At 35.1% G+C, this 20,721-nt stretch carries 24 protein-coding genes; 19 read left to right on the top strand and 5 right to left on the bottom strand.

The features are described from left to right. The 4 genes from pstA to phoU are packed head-to-tail and all read left to right on the top strand — an operon-like array spanning nucleotide 1 to nucleotide 2,600. Nucleotides 1–885 carry a phosphate ABC transporter permease PstA gene (gene pstA / locus AB3M96_RS02545; RefSeq protein WP_412965998.1) on the top strand — a complete coding sequence of 295 codons (885 nt, stop codon included), beginning with the start codon at nucleotides 1–3 and terminating at the stop codon, nucleotides 883–885. Nucleotides 886–929: 44 nt separating this feature from the next. After that, a complete protein-coding gene (locus tag AB3M96_RS02540) occupies nucleotides 930–1,097 on the top strand; it encodes a hypothetical protein (protein ID WP_412965997.1) in 168 nt (55 codons plus the stop codon). Continuing rightward, nucleotides 1,081–1,887 carry a phosphate ABC transporter ATP-binding protein PstB gene (gene pstB, locus AB3M96_RS02535; RefSeq protein ID WP_412965996.1) on the top strand — a complete coding sequence of 269 codons (807 nt, stop codon included), beginning with the start codon at nucleotides 1,081–1,083 and terminating at the stop codon, nucleotides 1,885–1,887. Before AB3M96_RS02540 ends, pstB begins: the two co-directional genes overlap by 17 nt. Before the next feature lie 53 nt (nucleotides 1,888–1,940). After that, on the top strand, nucleotides 1,941–2,600 hold the full coding sequence (phoU, locus tag AB3M96_RS02530) for a phosphate signaling complex protein PhoU (RefSeq protein ID WP_412965995.1): 660 nt from the start codon (nucleotides 1,941–1,943) through the stop codon (nucleotides 2,598–2,600). Nucleotides 2,601–2,679: 79 nt separating this feature from the next. Here phoU and AB3M96_RS02525 read toward each other — a convergent pair whose 3' ends face one another. Both AB3M96_RS02525 and AB3M96_RS02520 read right to left on the bottom strand, forming a co-directional pair. Continuing rightward, the gene (locus tag AB3M96_RS02525; protein ID WP_412965994.1) at nucleotides 2,680–3,135 is read right to left on the bottom strand and encodes a hypothetical protein; all 456 of its coding nucleotides are present in this window, start codon (nucleotides 3,133–3,135) and stop codon (nucleotides 2,680–2,682) included. Further along, on the bottom strand, nucleotides 3,135–3,497 hold the full coding sequence (locus AB3M96_RS02520; protein WP_412965993.1) for a hypothetical protein: 363 nt from the start codon (nucleotides 3,495–3,497) through the stop codon (nucleotides 3,135–3,137). The genes AB3M96_RS02525 and AB3M96_RS02520 overlap by 1 nt, the downstream gene beginning before the upstream one ends. Nucleotides 3,498–3,802: 305 nt before the next feature. Here AB3M96_RS02520 and rpmG point away from each other — a divergent pair, with 305 nt between their 5' ends. The 12 genes from rpmG to AB3M96_RS02460 all read left to right on the top strand — a co-directional run bounded on the left by rpmG (nucleotide 3,803) and on the right by AB3M96_RS02460 (nucleotide 15,772). After that, complete coding sequence (gene rpmG / locus AB3M96_RS02515; RefSeq protein WP_412965992.1) at nucleotides 3,803–3,952, top strand: 50S ribosomal protein L33; 150 nt, start codon at nucleotides 3,803–3,805, stop codon at nucleotides 3,950–3,952. A gap of 83 nt (nucleotides 3,953–4,035) precedes the next feature. Next, the gene (locus tag AB3M96_RS02510) at nucleotides 4,036–4,605 is read left to right on the top strand and encodes a 5-formyltetrahydrofolate cyclo-ligase (RefSeq protein ID WP_412965991.1); all 570 of its coding nucleotides are present in this window, start codon (nucleotides 4,036–4,038) and stop codon (nucleotides 4,603–4,605) included. Then, nucleotides 4,598–5,395: a DUF92 domain-containing protein gene (locus AB3M96_RS02505; protein ID WP_412965990.1), complete on the top strand. Its 798-nt coding sequence runs from the start codon at nucleotides 4,598–4,600 to the stop codon at nucleotides 5,393–5,395. Before AB3M96_RS02510 ends, AB3M96_RS02505 begins: the two co-directional genes overlap by 8 nt. A 43-nt stretch (nucleotides 5,396–5,438) precedes the next feature. Then, nucleotides 5,439–5,618 carry a hypothetical protein gene (locus tag AB3M96_RS02500; RefSeq protein ID WP_412965989.1) on the top strand — a complete coding sequence of 60 codons (180 nt, stop codon included), beginning with the start codon at nucleotides 5,439–5,441 and terminating at the stop codon, nucleotides 5,616–5,618. A 120-nt stretch (nucleotides 5,619–5,738) separates the two neighbouring features. Next, a complete protein-coding gene (locus AB3M96_RS02495) occupies nucleotides 5,739–7,286 on the top strand; it encodes a rhomboid family intramembrane serine protease (RefSeq protein ID WP_412965988.1) in 1,548 nt (515 codons plus the stop codon). Between the two features lie 232 nt (nucleotides 7,287–7,518). After that, the gene (locus tag AB3M96_RS02490; protein WP_412965987.1) at nucleotides 7,519–8,988 is read left to right on the top strand and encodes a spore germination protein; all 1,470 of its coding nucleotides are present in this window, start codon (nucleotides 7,519–7,521) and stop codon (nucleotides 8,986–8,988) included. A gap of 173 nt (nucleotides 8,989–9,161) precedes the next feature. After that, nucleotides 9,162–9,380, top strand: a complete 219-nt coding sequence (locus AB3M96_RS02485) for a YqgQ family protein (RefSeq protein ID WP_412965986.1) — start codon at nucleotides 9,162–9,164, stop codon at nucleotides 9,378–9,380. Between the two features lie 25 nt (nucleotides 9,381–9,405). Then, nucleotides 9,406–10,377 (top strand): ROK family glucokinase, encoded by a 972-nt coding sequence (locus tag AB3M96_RS02480; protein ID WP_412966192.1) that lies wholly within the window; start codon nucleotides 9,406–9,408, stop codon nucleotides 10,375–10,377. A gap of 402 nt (nucleotides 10,378–10,779) precedes the next feature. After that, nucleotides 10,780–12,675 (top strand): LTA synthase family protein, encoded by a 1,896-nt coding sequence (locus AB3M96_RS02475; RefSeq protein ID WP_412965985.1) that lies wholly within the window; start codon nucleotides 10,780–10,782, stop codon nucleotides 12,673–12,675. Between the two features lie 237 nt (nucleotides 12,676–12,912). After that, on the top strand, nucleotides 12,913–14,106 hold the full coding sequence (locus AB3M96_RS02470) for a M14 family metallopeptidase (RefSeq protein WP_412965984.1): 1,194 nt from the start codon (nucleotides 12,913–12,915) through the stop codon (nucleotides 14,104–14,106). A 210-nt stretch (nucleotides 14,107–14,316) separates the two neighbouring features. Continuing rightward, nucleotides 14,317–15,444: a YqgU-like beta propeller domain-containing protein gene (locus AB3M96_RS02465; RefSeq protein WP_412965983.1), complete on the top strand. Its 1,128-nt coding sequence runs from the start codon at nucleotides 14,317–14,319 to the stop codon at nucleotides 15,442–15,444. A gap of 16 nt (nucleotides 15,445–15,460) precedes the next feature. Then, on the top strand, nucleotides 15,461–15,772 hold the full coding sequence (locus AB3M96_RS02460) for an MTH1187 family thiamine-binding protein (RefSeq protein WP_412965982.1): 312 nt from the start codon (nucleotides 15,461–15,463) through the stop codon (nucleotides 15,770–15,772). A gap of 358 nt (nucleotides 15,773–16,130) precedes the next feature. On the opposite strand, the gene AB3M96_RS02455 is transcribed toward AB3M96_RS02460, so the two are convergent. Next, nucleotides 16,131–16,304: a DUF2759 domain-containing protein gene (locus AB3M96_RS02455; protein WP_412965981.1), complete on the bottom strand. Its 174-nt coding sequence runs from the start codon at nucleotides 16,302–16,304 to the stop codon at nucleotides 16,131–16,133. A 330-nt stretch (nucleotides 16,305–16,634) separates the two neighbouring features. On the opposite strand from AB3M96_RS02455, the gene AB3M96_RS02450 reads away from it, so the two are divergent. Beyond that, nucleotides 16,635–17,273: an MBL fold metallo-hydrolase gene (locus AB3M96_RS02450; RefSeq protein ID WP_412965980.1), complete on the top strand. Its 639-nt coding sequence runs from the start codon at nucleotides 16,635–16,637 to the stop codon at nucleotides 17,271–17,273. 344 nt (nucleotides 17,274–17,617) lie between these two features. Beyond that, entirely contained in the window at nucleotides 17,618–18,733 is a 1,116-nt protein-coding gene (locus tag AB3M96_RS02445; RefSeq protein WP_412965979.1) for a class I SAM-dependent methyltransferase, read from the top strand. Nucleotides 18,734–18,759: 26 nt separating this feature from the next. Here the strand turns inward: AB3M96_RS02445 and AB3M96_RS02440 are convergent, their stop codons facing one another. Both AB3M96_RS02440 and AB3M96_RS02435 read right to left on the bottom strand, forming a co-directional pair. Then, nucleotides 18,760–19,005 (bottom strand): DUF2626 domain-containing protein, encoded by a 246-nt coding sequence (locus AB3M96_RS02440; protein WP_412965978.1) that lies wholly within the window; start codon nucleotides 19,003–19,005, stop codon nucleotides 18,760–18,762. Nucleotides 19,006–19,085: 80 nt separating this feature from the next. Further along, nucleotides 19,086–19,778, bottom strand: a complete 693-nt coding sequence (locus AB3M96_RS02435) for a helix-turn-helix transcriptional regulator (RefSeq protein ID WP_412965977.1) — start codon at nucleotides 19,776–19,778, stop codon at nucleotides 19,086–19,088. 191 nt (nucleotides 19,779–19,969) lie between these two features. On the opposite strand from AB3M96_RS02435, the gene AB3M96_RS02430 reads away from it, so the two are divergent. Further along, nucleotides 19,970–20,647 (top strand): DUF421 domain-containing protein, encoded by a 678-nt coding sequence (locus AB3M96_RS02430; RefSeq protein WP_412965976.1) that lies wholly within the window; start codon nucleotides 19,970–19,972, stop codon nucleotides 20,645–20,647. Nucleotides 20,648–20,721: the final 74 nt, after the last annotated feature.

Below are 20,721 nucleotides of genomic sequence, written 5' to 3'. Positions count from 1 at the left end.
ATGAAATACGTTGATGTTGTACAAGTGCAAAAAAAATTAAACACTCGTTTGTTTACCAATAATATTGCAAAGAGTATCTTTTTGGTCTCAACTTTATTTGGGCTTGTTGTGTTATCTGTTCTTTTTTACCGAGTAATCTCCCAAAGTATTGGATGGATAGATTTTCAATTTATAACTAGTAAACTATCAACTGTTGCTGAAAACGCCGGAATAATGGGTGCAGTCTTAGGAACGTTATGGTTAATGGTTGTAGTGGCTCCTATAACATTATTTTTAGGTGTTGGGACAGCTATCTATTTAGAGGAATACGCAAAAAAGGGTAGATTGCAACGTTTTATTCAAACAAATATTTCAAATCTTGCTGGAGTACCTTCGATTGTATTTGGAATTTTAGGACTTACGGTGTTTGTTAGAGGATTTGACCTTGGAAATATTGTACTAGCTGGTGGACTTACAATGTCACTATTAGTACTTCCGATTGTAGTAGTCGCAAGTCAAGAAGCCATTAGGGCTGTACCTGGGTACTTACGAGTAGCTTCATACGGTATGGGTGCAACTAAATGGCAGACAATCAAAAATGTTGTTCTCCCGGCATCGTTACCAGGAATCTTGACGGGTGTGATTTTGGCACTTTCCCGGGCAATAGGTGAAACAGCTCCACTCGTTGTAATAGGAATTCCAGCATTATTAATTCCTTTACCAGATGGAATATTTGATAAGTTTACTGTTTTACCGATGCAGATTTATTACTGGACAATCGATGCTGCACTTGTAGCAGAGTATGCAAACCTTGCAGCAGCCACCATTGTAATTTTATTGGTTGTATTATTCTTAATGAATTCAATTGCAATAGTCATTCGAAATAAATTCCAAAGAAGATTTTAACTTTATTCAGCAGAATTTCCCTACATCTATAAGTGGGAGGATGAATGCAAAGAGAATACAATTCAGTCGGGTTCAAACTCGGACTGAAAAAAGTTAAAGCCCTTGGCGGATGCAACGATTATGTTTCAGGCAAGCTTGAAAAAAATCGGGCGCAAATACGTCAAGGCGCATTTGATAATATGGAGGAATATAAAAATGACGGTTCTCGCTGAAAATAAAAAATTTAGTAAATTACCTACTATAGACAAAAAGGTTGTTTATGAAACAAAGGATTTGAATCTTTGGTATGGAGAAGACCATGCCTTAAAAAATATTAACTTTTCAATTTATGAAAATGAAATTACAGCTATTATTGGTCCATCTGGATGTGGAAAGTCAACCTATATCAAAACATTAAATCGAATGGTTGAATTAGTTCCAATTGTTCGTATCTCAGGTGAAATCTTATATAGAGGTAAAAATATTTTTGATAAGTCCTATAAAGAAGAAAAATTACGGACTCAAGTAGGTATGGTGTTTCAAAAGCCAAATCCGTTCCCAAAAACAATCTATGACAATATTGCGTATGGTCCTAGAATTCATGGGATTCGAAACAAGAAGATTCTTGATGAAATTGTAGAAAAAAGTCTTCGCGGTGCTGCTATTTGGGATGAGGTAAAGGATCGATTACATGAAAATGCATACGGACTTTCAGGTGGACAGCAGCAAAGGATTTGTATTGCACGCTGTTTAGCGATTGAGCCAGATGTTATTTTAATGGATGAGCCAACATCTGCACTTGATCCAATTTCAACGTTAAAAATTGAAGAACTCATTCAAGAACTTAAAAAGGATTTCAGCATTATTATTGTAACTCATAATATGCAGCAAGCTGCTCGTATATCTGACCGAACTGCCTTTTTCTTAAATGGGGAAGTTATTGAATACGCAAAAACAGACAAAATGTTTTCAAATCCTTCTGATAAACGTACAGAAGACTATATTACAGGTCGCTTTGGATAATAAACTATAAATCCCAAATTTTGCACTCAATCCTATTATGAGAGGTGTTTGGTATGTCAATTCGTACGACTCTAGATAAAGACTTAGTTCGATTAAAGGAATTATTAGTAGAAATGGTTGAGCAATCAAAGGCAGCGGTAGAAAAGTCGGTGCAATCCTTAGTGCAACAGGATATTGAACTTGCCCAACAGATTATTAAAGACGATGTTAAAATAAACGAACTTGAAGAGCAAATCAATAATATTGTGATACACCTAATTGCTCAACAACAACCAGTTGCTTCAGACTTGCGAAAAATTATTGCTGCCCTTAAAATTTCAAATGATGTAGAAAGAATTGGTGATTTGGCTGTAAATATTGCTAAGTCGATCCTTCATATTGGAGACGGACCATTAATAAAACCGATTGTCGAAATTCCTAAGATGGCAGATATGGCATTAGATATGTTAAAAGATGTTATAAAGGCCTATCATGAGGAAGATGTTGAATTAGCAATTCGTACAGCAGAAGCAGATGATGCAGTCGATCAATTATATGGGAAGTTGATTAAAGAACTTTTACAATTGATGATTAGTCATCCAGAGTCGCTTTCACAAATTACGCAACTTTCTTTTATTTGCCGTCACATCGAAAGGGTTGCAGATCATACAACAAACATGGCAGAACATATTATTTATATGGTTAAAGGTAAGAAAATTGATTTAAATGCTTAAAAAAACTCAAGCACTCGCTTGAGTTTTTTGTACTTTAAGAAGTGTATAAGAAAAAAGCATCAGTATCCAAATCGCTTTTTTAGTTTCCTCCACATATAATCTTTACAATTTCAGATACATCCATCAAATTGGAAAGTTCGTATGTGCCGATTTGTATTTTGGTATTAAGCCCATTTTCAATCAGATAGGTATTTAAATCGGAAGAATTTTGGATAATTTCTTCATTCTCCAATACTTCGGCAATTTGATTACTATTCATACCTGGTTCAATTGACAAACTGTATGTAATTTCTTTTTTTATAGGTTCAGATAATGGCTCATTAACTTTTTGGTTTTCATTAATATCAGTTTCTTCTTGAAGTAATTCACTATACTTCTCTTTTGATAGTGATACATATCCTTTTTCCTCTAAATAATCGTTTACTTGTGTTTCAGAAATAACTGGTTCTCCCTTTTCAAAATAATAAAAGTATCCATAGATAATGGTTGAAAGTATGATTCCAACTGCAATGCCTCGCAATAGTAACTTGTCCATTATGAAAGCCCCATTTTTCTAGCATGTTCTAATATTAGGCGGACTTCTTCTGTTGGCATATTTACCTTACGAGCAATTTGCTCATAACTCAGCCCTGCTTCATAAAGGGATAAAATTGAAGCATCTACAGATGAGTTGGTTTTACTGGTTGTTGGTAAGTCCAATTCGAAATCGATATCATTTGTTAACAACTCTTCTTCAAGAATTTTTACCTTCTTTTTAATTAAATATGTTTCCTGAATGACTGAAAGTGAAAGCTGATCAAATTGTTCTTCAAGCTTTTTTACTCGGTCTTTCCCAGTGAAAGATATAAGAAGAAGGATGATTGCGACTGATAATAATCCAATAATTGCGTATTCCATTATTTCACTCCATTCCATACATTATATTATCGTAGAATGTACAAGTCGACAAATAGGAAAGTTATGAAATAAGCAAGGAAAACCATTCTTTAGTAAAGTAGTCAGCGCGAAAAATGGTTAAAAATGGCTTGTTGCTAAAAGAGGACGCTAATGGTTAAATAAACTTATTGACTTAGAAGTTATGTAATGAAAGTCTGTTTCAATCTTTATTTTTGATATATAAAAATAGGACTGGAATTTTCGACAGTAAGATGGTATGATAGGAAAGTCTGATTAAAGCTTTATATGTTTGGAGGGAAATGAACATGCGTGTTAAAATCACTTTAGCTTGTACTGAAACTGGTGATCGTAATTATATTACAACTAAAAATAAGCGTAACAACCCAGATCGTCTTGAAGTTAAAAAATATAGCCCAAGACTTAAGAGAGTAACTTTACACCGCGAAACAAAGTAACAGTAGGAAAGCAATTTCCTGCTGTTTTTTTATACATAAAACAGATTATTTTTATGATATCTTAACATATAGGGGGGAAGACATTGAAAACGAAACAGGAACTTCGTAAAGAAATGAAACAAACCTTACTTTCCATTCATTCTGACACCTTTGCTAGTTGGTCTGAAACTATTACAAAACACGTCATTCATTTACCCGAATGGCAGAATGCTCAAACAATTGGTGTTACTATTTCAGGGGATTATGAGGTAAATACTGAGGGCTTAATTAAACACGCATGGGAGAACAATAAGAGAGTAGTTGTTCCAAAATGTCATCCTAAAACCAAAGATATGACCTTTCGAGAAATTAAATCTTTTGAGCAACTAGAAGTTGTGTACTTTGGTCTGAAGGAGCCTATTGAAGAGCAGACGACTTCAGTTGACCAAAGTCAAATTGACCTAGTTATTGTCCCAGGTCTATATTTTACTAAAAGAGGATATCGCCTTGGTCATGGTGGTGGCTATTATGATAGATACTTATCTTCTTACAATGGTCAAACAATTTCTTTGGCTTTCCCTATGCAAATTGTTGAATCTTTACCAATAGAAGAATTCGATGTACCCGTCCAAAAACTTGTTACACCCTCACAGGTGATTACATGTGATGATTGATTTACTTATACAACTCATGGCTACAATCTTTGTTGCCTTCGCAGGTTATAAGCTTGCATCTTTAACAAGAAGTGGTGCAATTGCAACGATAATAATAGGTTCAGTTGTATCCATTGGATTCGGTTATAAAGGTTTATTTTTGCTAGGTCTATTTTTTGCTAGCTCGAGTTTATGGAGTAAATATAAACGAGCGAAAAAACAAAGCCTACAAAATAAGGTTGAAAAGGGAGAACAAAGAGATATTATACAAGTATTTGCAAACGGTGGTGTTGCTGCCCTTGCAAGTCTCTTATTTGTTTTAACAGATTCAGAAATTTGGATTTTCTTTTTTATTAGTGCAATTGCTGCTGCAAATGCAGATACTTGGGCTTCCGAGATTGGAACGTTAAGTAGAAAGCAACCAATTCTTCTACTACCCAAACTAAAGAGGGTAGAGCCGGGTACTTCTGGTGCAGTTTCAGCTTTGGGAACTTTTGCCGGCTTCGCTGGTTCCTTAGTAATCACATGTTCTTCATATTTTATATGGCCAGAGGTATCCATCATGGTGTTTATTGTTTTAACACTAGTAGGCTTTTTGGGGAATTTGATTGATACAATACTTGGTGCATCCATACAAGTTGTATTTAAATGTTCTGTATGTGGTATAGAAACTGAAAAAACTTTTCATTGTAACAAAGAAACGAACTATCTTAAGGGAGTTCCTTTTTGTAACAATGATGTAATAAACTTTGCATCGATCCTCTTAGCGGCTATCTTAGGAACTTTTTTCCTCAATTTATTTCTAGGATAAAATACTGAAGAAAGTCAAACAGTATAAATAGGAGGGATTGAATATGTTTCGTATGCTAAGCCGAATTGCGTTAATTTTTGGAGGAATCTATGCTGTTTATAGGTATCGGTACCGAATCTTTAATAAAGTATTTGGGAATCCTGTAATCCGCAGATTTTTCATAAGTACTTCAATGAGTATCCCGTTTATAAGAAACAAATTGATTCATCAAGCCTTCCGGTAATTCGTAAACCTGTTGATCCAGTCAACAGGTTTTTTTCCTGTACTATGTGGAATTATTGGTAACAATGGTGGAAATACGTTTATAATAAAAGTAATTATTTTAAGGTAAAGGGGGGATAGGGTGTTCAGACAAGATTATTTATTTTGGAAGGTTATACAGGGACTCCAAAATGGAGGCTACCGTATCTTGCAATTATCAAAATCGAACCAGGAAGTTTGGTTGGAATCTACGGATAAAGACAAACCCAGAATTATTCGGATGTTACGTCATGACCTTGACTGGAGTAATTGGATGCAGCGTGACATGGAGATTACAACACAAAGACTTGAACAACTCCGAAAAAAGCTGTATCTTCGAAAACTAGATGCATTAAACATCTATATAACGACATATCCGCCGGTGGATGATTGGCAATTTAGAATCGAAGCTCCTCTACAAGCAGGAGGTAAAGGACAAACTTTATTACATACAATTTTAATCAAGTCCGAAGATGTATTGGAAGGGTTAGGGGTAGTCTCAAAGCAGGTCAATCTTCCGCTTACATATAATGATGAATCTCTTTATATTGATCAAGAGATGCTGGAAAAGGTTAGACATGACGTAATATCAGTTGCAAATAAACGTATATCACAAGAAAAAAATCTCTTTCAAAACGGAAAGCCATTTTTCACTTATTTTCTGGTAGCACTACAGCTTATTATGTTCGGTATACTTGAATTAAATGGTGGGAGTACCAATACAAACACATTAATAAAGTACGGTGCAAAGGAAAACTTTCTTATATTAAATGGAGAATGGTGGCGTTTTTTTACCCCAATTGTTTTACATATTGGTATTTTTCATTTACTCATGAATACCCTTGCGCTCTATTATTTAGGGACAGAGGTTGAAAAATTATATGGAAAAGGGCGTTTTCTTTTTATCTATTTATTTGCTGGATTTACTGGAAGCCTAGCAAGCTTTGTTTTTAGTTCCTCCGTTTCAGCTGGTGCATCTGGTGCTATATTTGGCTGTTTTGGTGCATTATTGTTTTTTGGTATAGCATATCCTTCGCTATTCTTTAGAACTATGGGAACAAATGTTATTGGAGTAATCGTAATTAACCTAGTTTTTGGTTTTCTCATACCCGGAATAGACAATGCTGGTCACATAGGGGGACTAGTAGGCGGATTCTTAGCATCGAGTATTATGCATCTTCCCAAGCATAAGAAACTCGGTCAAAGAATTGCAGGTCTTGCAGCAGCTGTACTCGTCTTAGCTGGGTTATTATATGTAGGATATGTTATACAACCACAATCTGACAGTCCACATTTTGTAGTGAGTACTGCCCAAAAGCATCTAGAGGCAAATGAGTTTGAGGAGGCATATAAGTTGCTCACTCAAGCTGAAGAAAAAGGCACTACTTCCCCACAACTTTATTTTTATATGTCTTTTGCGGAAATAAAGCTTGGGAAATTTGAAGATGCTAAGGACCATTTACTGATCGTAACAGAGGAAGAACCAACTATCTCTGAGGCGCATTACAATCTTGCCCTTGTATACATGCAACTTAAGGATTACCATTCAGCGAAGCAATCAGCAGAACGTGCAGTTGAAGAAAATCCCGATAATGAAAGTTATAAGGAACTTATAAGTGAAATTGAGACAATAATTGAACCGAATGAATAGGCACCTTTGCGGGTGTCTTTTTTGTGAGTATATAACGGTAGCTTTATTAAGTATTATTGGTGTTAATGCACCAATAGGTTGAAGGAAAAAGCCTATATAAAAACAATTAGGAATCAATTCCCTTTATAAGTATGTTTTTCCAATTTTTAGTCAAAGATGAATTAGTAGCCTGTTTACATAAAGCCAAAACATGTGCACTAGTTCTGTTTTGCATAGGATTGGAGTGATTCAAATGGGAAATGAAACAGAAAAGCCAAAGCATCCTGTCACGTCAAACTTAGATGAAAATGCTAGTTATTTAAAGGATGCACTTGGAGTAGATAAAAGTTTTGACGTTATAAAAATTGATTTAGAGTATGTTGGAAGAAACATGGCCATGTTCCTAATCGATGGTCTTGTTAAAGATGATATCTTGCACTTATTAATGAAATTTCTTGCTAAGCAAGATGAAAGCACCTTAAAGGTAGATACTCTTGAAAAGCTATTAAAAACATATATACCTTATGTTGAAGTTGAAACTACGGATGACCTGGACAAGGTTGTTGATACAGTTCTAGCCGGCCCGACTGCATTAGTAATTGACGGAATTGATAAAGTCATACTAATTGATGCCAGAACCTATCCCGTACGTGGACCGGAAGAACCTGATATTGAAAGGGTTGTTAGGGGATCCAGAGATGGGTATGTAGAAACCATTGTATTTAATACGGCTTTAACAAGAAGAAGAGTTCGAGATAAATCCCTACGAATGGAATACCAACAGGTTGGCAGACGTTCTAAGACTGATATAGTAGTCTGTTACATCGAGGATATTGCAGATAAGAAACACGTTGAAGATGTTAAAAAGGCAATTAGTAAAATTGATACAGACGGACTACCAATGGGAGAAAAGACTATTGAGGAGTATATATCAGGACGCCACTGGAATCCCTATCCAGTTGTAAGATATACTGAAAGACCTGATACGGCAGCCGTTCACTTATACGAAGGACATATTATTATTATGGTAGATGGGTCACCAAGCGTACTGATTACACCAACAACATTTTGGCACCATATGCAGCATGCAGAAGAATATCGAAATAGTCCTTCAGCAGGATTATATTTACGACTTGTCCGGTATATAGGTGTGTGGGCATCACTATTTCTATTACCATTATGGTACTTGTTTGCAGTTCACCCAGAATTATTACCAGAAGAATTAAAATTTATCGGTCCAAATGATAATGGAAGGCTACCACTTATTTTGCAGTTCTTCCTCATTGAGATAGGCATTGATTTATTACGGATGGCAGCCATTCATACCCCAACTTCCCTAGCAACTGCGTTGGGACTTGTTGCCGCTATGTTGATTGGCCAAGTTGCGGTAGAGGTTGGATTATTCACCAATGAAGTAATATTATACTTAGCTATTGCAGCAATTGGTACATTCTCGACTCCAAGTTATGAAATGAGTCTTGCTAACCGATTGGCAAGGTTGTTCATATTAGCTGCAACAAGTATATTTGGAGTTATAGGGTTTGTTGGGTCAATAACCATGTGGATCCTATTCTTAGCTAGAATGAAGTCATTTAATGTACCATATTTATGGCCTTTTGTTCCATTTTCATATCGTGCCTTTAAGGATGTATTATTCCGTGCTCCGATTCCTTTAAAAAGAAAAAGACCAGCAGTATTACATCCTAGGGACCCAGATAAATAAAACTAAATTAAAAGGGAGTGTTCACATGCTGGACGCTCCCTTTTCCTATTATTGAGAGGGATTTTATTATGCTACTTTATGACAATTTTGAGTAGTACTTGCACGTTCGGCTTTTTTTTACTAATCTAAATATGTGTAACACTAAGTGGAAGTGACCAACAGAGGAGAACAAAATGGAAACGATTTACGACATAAGGCAGTATTTAAAGAAATTTGGAACAATCATATACATTGGTGATCGGGTGGCTGACCTAGAATTAATGGAAGCAGAAATAAAAGAACTATATAATTCACAGCTTATGGATACAAAGGATTATCAAATGGCTATTTTTCTTTTACGCCAAGAAATTGTTAGAGAACGTGAGAAAAATAAAAAAAATGCTGGACATTAATCATGTGAAGAATCGAGGAATACATATGAGCAGTTATGAACAATTACTTATTGGTATTGATTTAGGTGGAACAACCGTTAAGCTAGCCTTTATCACCCAGGAAGGTGATATTATTGAAAAATGGGAGATTCCAACTGATAAAACAGGCAGATCTATCATTTCTGATATTGCTACAGCACTAAATAATAAGATGACAGAGATGAGCTTGACTAAGGGTCAGTTTTTGGGAGTTGGAATGGGTGCACCCGGACCAACTAATTTTGAAGAAGGAATTGTATATAAAACAACAAATCTAGGCTGGGAGAACTACCCACTTCAAGCAGAACTCGAGGAAAAGATAGGTCTTAAAGCAGTTATTGATAATGATGCAAATGTCGCTGCAATCGGAGAAATGTGGAAGGGTGCAGGGGACGGTTCAAAGGATATTATTTGCGTTACGCTAGGTACTGGAGTTGGCGGTGGGATTATCTCTAATGGTGAGGTTATCCGTGGAACAAATGGGGCTGGTGGTGAAATAGGACATATTACAGCAGTTCCTGAAGGTGGAGCACGATGTGGTTGTGGTAAGACAGGTTGTATTGAAACAATTGCTTCTGCTACAGGTATTGTTAGACTGGCAACCGAAGCTATTCAAGGTCATTATGGAGCGAGTCAGCTCCGGGATGAGTTTGAATCTACAGGAGAACTTTCGTCAAAGAGTATTTTTGAAGCAGCGGCTGAAGGAGATCCAATTGCACAAGAAGTAATTGATTCTGTAGCGTTTTATCTTGGATTATCGATGAGTCATATAGCTAACGGATTAAATCCTGAGAAGATTGTAATTGGTGGCGGTGTTTCAAAAGCAGGTGACCAGCTACTTAAGCCTTTAAAACAGCAATTCGATCGATTTGCATTTCCAAGGGTTGCAGAGGCCGTTGAGCTTACAATAGCAACATTAGGAAATGATGCAGGAGTAATAGGAGCTGCCTATTTAGCTAAAACCAAGTTAGCGAAATAAGATGTAAATGAAATGTTTTTATAGTAACGAAGAAGTTAGTGAAATATAATTTATGAGAATTAAATATAAAGAAACCTATATTTCATAAGGAAATAGTAGTGTTTTTTATCCTACAAAAGTAGTGTAAAAGAGAGAATTAATTTGATTTCTCTCTTTTTTTGTTACTTATTAGAAAATTCATAAAAATTTTACTTTGGATTTCTATGAAACTTTCTAGTCATTTAAACGTCTTATATGTATATATTAGGAAATACATAATGTACTATTCTACAAAATTAGGTTTTAGTGCCGATTGATTTTGTGTAAAAAAAGTATTAAGATATTGTTTAGTGTTTCCTAAAATAAACCAAAATATGGAATTTATTAACTCCGCTGGTCTTGATAAACAAGGAGGTAAGTAAGATGATTAAGTCATCTTTAGCAAAATCGAAGTTCTTGTTCTTGGCAACTTTTTTATTATGGATAAAAACCTACATCGTATATAAAACTAGCTTTGATATAAAGATAGAGAATGTAATGCAAGAATTTATCTTGCTTATAAATCCAATTAGTTTTCTATTATTATTTTTTGGTGTTTCTATGTTTATTAAAGAGAAACGTAGAAATATGTTCATACTAATTGCTAGTTTCATTTCTTCGCTTGTACTATATGCAAATGTTGTGTTTTATCGTTTTTTTAATGACTTCTTAACACTTCCAGTTTTATTTCAAACAAGCAACATGGGGGACTTAGGAACAAGTATTACAGGAAATCTGAAATGGACAGATCCACTTATGCTTATAGACTTGCTTATATTACTGTTTGTTTATAAATATAAGCCAAGTATTACTGCAACTTCCCAGATAACAAAAAAGGAAAGAAGAGCTTACTTTTTATTAGTTGCAGCTATATTTTTCTTTAATCTAGGCTTAGCAGAAGCACAACGTCCGCAATTATTAACAAGAACGTTTGACCGTGAAATGTTAGTAAAGAATATCGGAACATACAATTACCAGATATATGATATTGTCCTGCAATCCAAATCTTCTGCACAGAGAGCACTTGCGGATAGTAGTTCATTTATTGATATTGAGAACTATTTAAAGGCAAATCAAAAAGATCCTAGTGAAAAATTTGGTATCGCTGAGGGGAAAAATGTTGTACTGATTTCAATGGAGTCATTACAGAACTTTGTTATTAACGAAACGATTGATGGAGAAGAAATCACTCCATTCTTAAATGATTTTATAAAAGAAAGTTACTACTTTGATAATTTTTACCACCAAACGGGCCAAGGTAAAACATCTGATTCAGAATTTCTGTTAGACAACTCGTTATATCCTTTAGGTCGTGGTGCTGTATTCTTTACACATGCAAACAATGAGCTGACAGCTACTCCAGAAATAGTAAAAGAACATGGATACTTCTCTTCGGTATTTCATGCGAACAATAAAACCTTCTGGAACCGTGATATTATGTATGATTCTTTAGGGTATGACAAATTCTTTGATGTCGAGAGCTATCAGGTAACAGAGGAGAATTCAATTGGTTGGGGATTAAAGGATAAAGACTTTTTTGAACAATCTGTTGATCTTTTAAAATCGCAGCCACAACCATTTTATTCAAAATTTATTACATTAACAAACCATTTCCCGTTTGAACTTGAAGAAGTGGATAAGATGGTCAATGAATATGACTCGAATAGTCGTACATTAAATAGATATTTTCCAACAGTCCGCTATATGGACGAGTCAATTAAACTATTTATAGAACAACTGAAAGCGGAAGGCATGTACGAGAATACTATTTTTATCTTGTATGGAGACCATTATGGAATCTCCGAGAATCATAATAAAGCAATGGCGAAATTTTTAAATAAAGAGGAAATTACTCCATTTGATACTGTTCAGTTACAAAAGGTGCCGTTAATCATTCATATTCCAGGAGTAACAGATAAAAATCCACAAGTGGTTTCTACTGTTTCAGGACAAATTGACTTGAAGCCAACCATCTTAAGCCTCCTAGGTATTGACATAAGTAATGACGTGCATTTTGGTAGTGATATATTCTCACCAGAAAAACTTGAATTAACAGTTTTCCGTGACGGAAGTTTTATCACAAAAGATGCAGTTTATACAAAAAATGTTTGTTATGATAAAAACACTGGCTTAGAAACGGATGTAAGTATCTGCGAACCATATATGGAGAAGGCACAGCTTGAATTAGATTATTCAGATGAAATCATATACGGTGACCTATTACGTTTCTATAATGGCACCTCTTATAAAGAGCAGCCAAATGCTGTGTTTGATGAATAAGATATTTTGAACTGAAAATTAGGACCTTAATTCCCTTGAGAATTAAGGTCCTTTTGTATCAATCAAAAACTAATCCTTAAAGTGAACTGTAGAAGGAAAAAGCCTAAACCAGTTAGGAGATTTCTGAAATAGTTTTTACAGAACTTATTCTTGAATGATTTACTAAGTCATCTCATAGAGTAGTAGGAGAGTTGACTTTAATAAATAGTCATATGTTTTATCAGAAGGAGGATACAAATGGAGGTTTCAGTAAGGCAAGGAGATACACTTTGGTATTATAGCCAGCTCTTCGGGATCCCACTTCAATTCATTCTTGATTCTAATCCAACAATCAACAGTAATCAGCTGCTAATTGGAAGCGCAGTAAATATACCAGGTTTTTTACTCTCTAGGTACACTATAGCCCCTGATGATACCTTATGGAAGTTGGCTAAAGCAAGGTCGTTTTTACCCGACGTACTGTTTCTTGTGAACCCGGAGATTAAAGCTGAGAATCTACAAGTTGGTGAGGAAATATATACTCCTGAGAGAGTGATAAAACCAATTGTTAATGCTAAACGAGAATATGATTATGCCGACTTAACAACTGACATTGAGAAGCTACAAACGATTTATCCTTTTTTACGTACGCGTACAATTGGAAACAGCGTTCTTGGGAAAAATATAATTGAAATACAGGTAGGTAGGGGAATAAAGAAGGTACATATGAATGGCTCATTTCATGCAAATGAGTGGATCACAACAAATGTATTAATGACCTTGTTAAATGAATATTTACTTGCATTAACAAATCAGGCACCAATAAGAGGCTTTTCCGTGGAACCACTTTATTTTGAGTCATTGTTATCAATAGTACCTATGGTCAACCCAGATGGCGTTAATTTAGTGTTAAATGGTCCGCCTGAAGGGGAGCCATATAAATCTGAGGTAGTAAGTATCAATAACGGAAGTCTAAATTTTAAGGATTGGAAAGCAAATATACGGGGTATTGATTTGAATAATCAATTCCCGGCAAAATGGGAAATTGAAAAAGAACGAAAAGAACCAAAATCTCCTGCTCCAAGAGATTATCCTGGAGATGCACCATTAACAGAACCAGAGGTTATTGCAATCGAAAAATTAACAAGAGCAGAGAATTTTCATCGAGTACTAGCATTTCATACACAGGGTGAGGAGATTTACTGGGGATATGAGGGGTTTGAACCTTCTGAAGCAAGTGGAATCGTTAATGAATTCTCTCGTGTTAGTGGTTATAAGGCAGTGAAGTATGTAGACAGTCATGCAGGATATAAGGATTGGTATATTCAGGAATGGAGAAGGCCAGGCTTTACTTTAGAGTTAGGTGAGGGAGTTAACCCACTTCCCTTATCACAGTTTGATGAAATATATGATGAATGCTTAGGGATTTTTATAGCTGCATTATACATGTGAAAAGCCAATTGATTCTTTAAAAATTAAAGTCACTTTTTGTGACTTTTTTTACTTGAAATGAAACTTTTTTAAATGCATAATCGTAGTAGAAATTAAGGTATTAAAATTCAGAGGGTAACCTAGGTTTTCTGTATTATTAATGTCAGGCAGTTTTTTTCTGACAGAGTAAGGTTAGAATACATAGAAATAAGAAGAGGTGAATACTAGTTGATGAGAATTCCTATATTTTTTCTTTATATTGTACTCTTTTTAGTCGGCTGTTCTTCTCATCAACTGTTAGAAATAAGTGATGTACCAAAAAGTAGTGATAAGAATGTAAGTAAAAGTCCTGTTCCAAGTGAATTCTTAGGAGAAAACAGGCCGATACAAACTCTTGACATGAGTGGTGAAGCTTTCAATACAGTTGGAGAATGGTATGATAATGAAAGCATATTATATGTAGTAGATGCTGATGGAGGATCTGAGCTATATCGTTACCACTTATACAGCGGTGAACGTGAATTGTTTCTAAAAACAGACTCGCCAATTCTTACGATGAAAGCAAATGAAGATCATTCGCTGTTTTTGATACATACTTCAAATTTTAATAATCAAGCTACTTTAACTACTGTGGACAAGGAAGGCTCAATTTTGTATGAATGGGAAATTCAGTCTTTTGATTTATTTTATTCGTGGAACCCGTATCAGACAGACCAGGTATTTGTGACTACATTTCTTGAGGATTGGTCATTTCAAACCCATTTACTTGATGTTTCTACTAAAAATTTAATGAAGTTTGAAGTGTTCCAGCCTTTTGTACAATGGATGGATGCAAATACAATTTCTTATTTAAAATGGAATCAAAATGAACTCGATTATTTTGCTCCTTTACACTCGTATCACCTTGATACTAAGACAGAAGGTCTTTTATTCGAAAATATTATTTCGTTTGCAACATATAACCAATTATTGGTTACTTATGAGCTTGATCATGAAAAAGATGCATACGGGAAAATTAATTTTTTCCATCCAGAAATGAATAAAAAGCTTTACGAAGCTAGTGTTCCTCTTTTAAGTGACTACTCGAAGTGGTATATTCCAGCATCAGATTATGCACCATTGCAGAAAGTGTTTTATTCCTTCCGGCCATACTCAACTGGAGCTTTTGATACGTATTCAGAAAAATTTGAGTTGGTAGCATATAATTTATCTACTGGTAAAGAGGAAGTCGTTTTAGAAGAAGTTGATGATTCACCGTTAAATTTTTCACCGGATGGTTATTTAGCATTGTATGGCTATAAATCGGAGAACTTGATTGATATCAAGACGAAAACAGTAATTGAACTAGTGAATTACTAAAGGAGCGTAAAAAAACATGGCAATTGTAGATGTAACAGTTATTCCAATTGGTACTCCCACCCCAAGTGTGAGCACATATGTAGCAGAAATACAAAAAATCCTTCAAAAGTATAAGGATGAAGGTCTTATCAATTTTCAATTAACGCCAATGAATACAATTATTGAAGGTGAACTTTCAACCCTTTTTAAAGTTATTCAAGCAATACATGAGGCACCTTTTGCAAAAGGAATTGAAAGGGTAGCAACTAATATACGAATTGATGATCGAAGAGATAAAAAAGTATCTATGAACGACAAATTAGACAGTGTGAATAAGAAGCTGACATAATAAACTAGCTCTGCTTATTATATTGGATTCATATATACATGAAAAAAGCCATCGGATAGTCCGATGGCTTAATTTTAAATGATAAGAAAGTATAAAAATTTCAACCGAGTTTTCGGTGTCTAGCTCCAGCGCCTAGCCCCTCGAGGTCGCTTCACCCCTCCTGCGGCGGCAACACAAAGGAATGCTTCGTGAGGATAATCCTTCGCAGGAAAAAAGCTTTGCTTTTTTTCGAGCCTCCTCGTCAGGGTTCCAGCGCTTGTCGGACTTGCACAGGATGTGCTGACATCGACGTTCGCCACAGGACGTGGCGGCTTTTTAGTCGATGGTCCTTTTTCAAAGGCGCTTGCGCTTTTCTTAATTAATGAGCAGCTGGGAAACCATGTTTCCAAATTGTCATAAATGTGAACCAACCTAATACTAAAAAGATTCCTGCTGAAAAAACTAAAGCAAGCAAGTTCTTTTCACGTAATGAACGAATAATTGCAAACGCAGATAAAGTTACAACTAGCGCGAAAATAATCATTAGACCCATGTGACTTACCCCCTTGTCTATTTTCAAATTTCATTTTTGTGAAGTAAAACATTCAATAAAGAACGTTTCTGTCCTATTTCATTACTATTTTCCCCATAGTATGAAAATATACAACATCCTGAAGCTATAAAAAGAGCTACAGCCTTCTTTTAAGAAGGTTACTACCTTATGTAAAGATAACATATATATACATTCTATATTCTAATCGTTTTCACTGATTTTGTCGAGGAGTAAAAAGTGACACTTCTTAGACAAATTTGCTCCGCTTTTTCGTTTTCATACAATAGTGTACAATAAGAGCAGAATATGAAAGTAGTGGGAGGATTTAATATGAAATGGCAAAGAATACCTTTAGGACCTTTACAAACGAATGCCTATATCCTTACGAATGATAAAAAGGAATGTGTCATTTTTGATCCGGGTGGAGATGGCAAATGGTTGGTCTCTGTTCTTAGACAACAAAATGTAAAACCAATTGCTATACTTTTAACGCATGCTCATTTCGATCATATCGGAGCGATTGACGACATACGGAATAATTGGAGTATTCCAATTTACATTCATGAAAAGGAAAAAGACTGGTTAGTTGATCCAGCTCTGAATCGGTCGAGTTACTTTATGCCAGGACATGAAATCTCCGTTAAAGGAGAGGAAGTACATACTTTACAAAAAGAAGGTACTTTCATTGTTGATTCTTTTACATTTGATTTGTTTTACACACCAGGTCACTCACCTGGAAGTGTGTCCTTTTACAATAAGGAGTTAGGGGTTGTGTTTTCAGGTGATGCGCTATTCTCAGGGAGCATAGGTAGAACAGATTTACCTGGTGGAAATCATGACCAGTTATTAAGTAGCATTCATTCGAAATTATTAACACTTCCAGAAGATACCATCGTGTTATCGGGTCATGGTCCAGAGACAACAATTGAAGCAGAAATGGATTCTAATCCGTTTTTAAATGGTTTTTAACTTTATTCAGCAGAAGTCCCCTACTTCTATAAGTAGGGGATGAATGCAAAAAGAGTATACAATTCAGCCGGGGTTCAAACTCCGGCTGAATAAAGTTAAAGCCTCCGGCGGATGCCTCGATTTTTAAATGGAAATTTTTCGAGCAAGCTCGAAAAAAATCGGGCGCAAATACGCCAAGGCGCATTTGATATAGATACAAGAAATGCCCAACTCAGCTGAGTCGGGCATTTCTGGGGGATGTATTATTTTCATATAATGGTAGGGATAAATCTTTAAGCTACTAAATTTACAATATAATAAAGTTAACACTGTGTCAATAGTGTTAACTGGTAAAGGTGAGTAAAATGATAAACATCTTACGGGACATCATTACGAATTCAAAAGACAATGAAATTAGCTTTGAAGACTATATGAGTATCGTATTGTACCATCCAGAAAAGGGTTATTATATGAAAAAAGCAGAAAAGATTGGAAGAAGCGGAGACTTTATTACAACTAGTAATATTTCTACTATTTTCGGTATTCTTTTTGCTAGAGTTTTTCATATGCTGATTACCAAAGAAAAAGTTTCTCCATATATTTGTGAAATTGGTGGAGGTAACGGGCGTTTTGCGAAGGCAGTTTTAGATGAGTTGTCAGAAAACTATAACGAGACTTATGAAAAACTTACATACCTCATCATTGAAACAAGTCCTTACCATCAGTCCTTGCAAAACGAAACTTTACCAATCGGTGAGAAGATTGTTCAATATGAAAGTATAGAAGAAGCAGCGAGAGTATATCCAGCCTTTAATGGTATTGTTTTTTCCAACGAATTATTTGATGCATTCCCAGTTCGAGTAATAGAAAAAAGAGATGATCAACTTTTTGAAGTTAAGGTGGCTATCGAAGACGATAATAAGTTAGGCGAGAGGTTATCTAAGCTTACCGATGAAAAAATATTAAGATATCTATCGGAAAATGAAATAGCTTTAGTGAATGGACAGAGATTCGAAGTCCCACTTGCAATGCTTCAATATTTAGAACAGCTTTCAAGGTTTATTAATAGCGCTGTTGTGTTCACAGTTGATTATGGTTATACAAACCAAGAATGGATGCAACCTGCTCATAAAGACGGTAGTTTACGCGGTTATTATAAACATCAATTAATACGCGATCCGCTTCTGCATCCAGGAGAGATGGATTTAACTACGCATATTCACTTCGATTCTCTTGTATCTTATGGTGACAAGCTTGGGATCAAACAGGTCCGTAAGATGAGACAGGATGAATTTTTGCTTGCAGCAGGAATTCTGTCTTTTCTAGAACAAAACTATGATCCTGATCCTTTTTCTGAAAAAAGCAAAAGAAACCGGGCGATTCGTTCACTCATCATGGACGGAAGTATGAGTTCGATGTTTCATGTATTCATACAAGAAAAGAACTATCAGGTGGAATGGGACAGTATTTTAATAAAATAAAAAAAGCGATGATAACATCGCTTTTTTTAATGTCCAGTTCCACCAAGTGGCATCATAAATGTTGTCCAATAAGAGAAGGCACAGAAGAATATAGTTAAATATGCGCCGAAAATGTAAATATACATTCTTTCAGACAATTTCAAGTAGCTTAAAAGGACGAAGAACCCTGTTTGAGCAAAGAATAATAGGGCAAGAACATTCATATCGCCTACAAAAAACATTACAGAAAAAATACCAGTCCAAAAACCTAAAACTCGATACATGCGTTCCATATGTATATTTTCCCCCCTTCATGACATTTGTTAAACATGCCTTTTCTTATTATAATGGAACGGTTGCACAAATGTAAATATTACTTTGCAACAAAAGCATTATAACTGCAAGAACCGCAGCCTAAAATAATATTTTCTGTTTCCTCGAGCTGAACATCTTCAAACAATAAATCAAACATACCATGTAAGAATGCATGATGCATACCACAAACAGCTTCATAATTATCCTTTGCAATTTCCTTGAATGGACAATTATTCACTTTTAAAAATATCTTTGTTTTATCTTTATTATGGCTTAAATCCGGATAAAAACCCGCAACAGTTGAAGCTTTTTTTAGAATATCTAACTTTTGTTCAAAGGTTAGCTCGTGAATTGATACAGGTGTGTTATGGTTAATTAACTCTTCTCCATATCTTCTTCCTGTCTCTTCTAATGCCTTTTTCCCAACTTCACCTAATGAGGCCATTGTTTCAATCGCTATTTTTGAAAGTAATTGATAATCACGGTGTGGAAAATTTATTTGAATGTGATCATCGGACAATTTATATAAACGGCTAGGTCTGCCACCTTTACCAGTTTTCTTTGCTTCAGAAACAAGCATATTCACGTCTTCCAGCTTTGTTAAATGCAATCTCGCAACATTTGGATGGATATCAAAAGAATCAGCAATTTCCTGAACTGTGACATCTTCATTTCGTTTAATAATGTATTGATAAATATAGTAACGTGTTGGATCGGCTAGTACGTTTGTAATTTTTAGTGTTTGTTCCATCCTAATCACTCCTAGACCCTTTGATACCCCTATTATAGTACAGTAATACAACGTAATTAAGTTACTTATGTCATTTGTAGGAAATTGTTCACAAATGAAAGGCGAAAATATGTACTCATAAGTTGTGGAGTGTGAATAGAGATTGAACAATGTAAGAGACTAAAAATAAATTGTACGTAAGGAGGATAAGAATGGATTTTAGCTTTGGTTTTATATGGAAAGCAGCTTTAATTGTACTAGGCGGAACTATCCTTTTACGAATAGCTGGCCGAAAATCAATTTCCCAACTAACTCTTGCACAAGTAGTGATTATGATTGGAATTGGTTCTCTACTAATACAACCTTTGGCCGGAGAAAATGTATGGAACACATTATTTGTAGGGTTAGTCCTTGTATTAACATTAGTAATTATCGAATATGCTGAATTAAAATTAAATTTTGTAGAGAAATTTATTACTGGAAAATCAAAGGTGATCATTGAAAATGGTCAATTGAATGAGAAAAATTTACGAAAGCTCAGATTCACTGTTGATATATTAGAAACGCAGCTACGTCAGCGAAGTATATCTAAAATTAGTGATGTACAATATGCGACATTAGAACCAAATGGACAAATTGGACTTATATTAAAAGAACCTAAGCAAGCTGCTACAAAAGAAGATATCTCAAAATTGATGAATGAAATTCTAGCCATCCGGTATTTAGTTGAAACGAAACTTCCAAAAACGAAGGTAATTTCAATGGAACACGATGTGGAACCGATGCCCCAGGCAATTAACCCTCAGCAGTCTGACGAAGATCAAACAGATCTTTTTAAAGAAGTTGATGAGGGTTCACATGGAGACCCTCCACCGAAATACTTGCAATAATCCGGTTAACATTTCCGTGTTAATAGTCATAAACAACTTTATTGTACATATACTTTAATGATTCCTCCTAAATA

It is taken from the genome of Ferdinandcohnia jepli, from assembly GCF_047246645.1.
Taxonomy (GTDB): domain Bacteria; phylum Bacillota; class Bacilli; order Bacillales; family Bacillaceae_L; genus Ferdinandcohnia.
This window is presented reverse-complemented; position numbering and strand designations above follow the sequence as displayed.

Coding starts and splice junctions, on each gene's coding strand:
- pstA (WP_412965998.1), top strand. CDS start 1: ATGAAATACGTTGATGTTGTACAAGTGCAAAAAAAATTAAACACTCGT.
- AB3M96_RS02540 (WP_412965997.1), top strand. CDS start 930: ATGCAAAGAGAATACAATTCAGTCGGGTTCAAACTCGGACTGAAAAAA.
- pstB (WP_412965996.1), top strand. CDS start 1,081: ATGACGGTTCTCGCTGAAAATAAAAAATTTAGTAAATTACCTACTATA.
- phoU (WP_412965995.1), top strand. CDS start 1,941: ATGTCAATTCGTACGACTCTAGATAAAGACTTAGTTCGATTAAAGGAA.
- AB3M96_RS02525 (WP_412965994.1), bottom strand. CDS start 3,135: ATGGACAAGTTACTATTGCGAGGCATTGCAGTTGGAATCATACTTTCA.
- AB3M96_RS02520 (WP_412965993.1), bottom strand. CDS start 3,497: ATGGAATACGCAATTATTGGATTATTATCAGTCGCAATCATCCTTCTT.
- rpmG (WP_412965992.1), top strand. CDS start 3,803: ATGCGTGTTAAAATCACTTTAGCTTGTACTGAAACTGGTGATCGTAAT.
- AB3M96_RS02505 (WP_412965990.1), top strand. CDS start 4,598: ATGATTGATTTACTTATACAACTCATGGCTACAATCTTTGTTGCCTTC.
- AB3M96_RS02500 (WP_412965989.1), top strand. CDS start 5,439: ATGTTTCGTATGCTAAGCCGAATTGCGTTAATTTTTGGAGGAATCTAT.
- AB3M96_RS02490 (WP_412965987.1), top strand. CDS start 7,519: ATGGGAAATGAAACAGAAAAGCCAAAGCATCCTGTCACGTCAAACTTA.
- AB3M96_RS02485 (WP_412965986.1), top strand. CDS start 9,162: ATGGAAACGATTTACGACATAAGGCAGTATTTAAAGAAATTTGGAACA.
- AB3M96_RS02480 (WP_412966192.1), top strand. CDS start 9,406: ATGAGCAGTTATGAACAATTACTTATTGGTATTGATTTAGGTGGAACA.
- AB3M96_RS02475 (WP_412965985.1), top strand. CDS start 10,780: ATGATTAAGTCATCTTTAGCAAAATCGAAGTTCTTGTTCTTGGCAACT.
- AB3M96_RS02470 (WP_412965984.1), top strand. CDS start 12,913: ATGGAGGTTTCAGTAAGGCAAGGAGATACACTTTGGTATTATAGCCAG.
- AB3M96_RS02465 (WP_412965983.1), top strand. CDS start 14,317: ATGAGAATTCCTATATTTTTTCTTTATATTGTACTCTTTTTAGTCGGC.
- AB3M96_RS02460 (WP_412965982.1), top strand. CDS start 15,461: ATGGCAATTGTAGATGTAACAGTTATTCCAATTGGTACTCCCACCCCA.
- AB3M96_RS02455 (WP_412965981.1), bottom strand. CDS start 16,304: ATGGGTCTAATGATTATTTTCGCGCTAGTTGTAACTTTATCTGCGTTT.
- AB3M96_RS02450 (WP_412965980.1), top strand. CDS start 16,635: ATGAAATGGCAAAGAATACCTTTAGGACCTTTACAAACGAATGCCTAT.
- AB3M96_RS02445 (WP_412965979.1), top strand. CDS start 17,618: ATGATAAACATCTTACGGGACATCATTACGAATTCAAAAGACAATGAA.
- AB3M96_RS02440 (WP_412965978.1), bottom strand. CDS start 19,005: ATGGAACGCATGTATCGAGTTTTAGGTTTTTGGACTGGTATTTTTTCT.
- AB3M96_RS02435 (WP_412965977.1), bottom strand. CDS start 19,778: ATGGAACAAACACTAAAAATTACAAACGTACTAGCCGATCCAACACGT.
- AB3M96_RS02430 (WP_412965976.1), top strand. CDS start 19,970: ATGGATTTTAGCTTTGGTTTTATATGGAAAGCAGCTTTAATTGTACTA.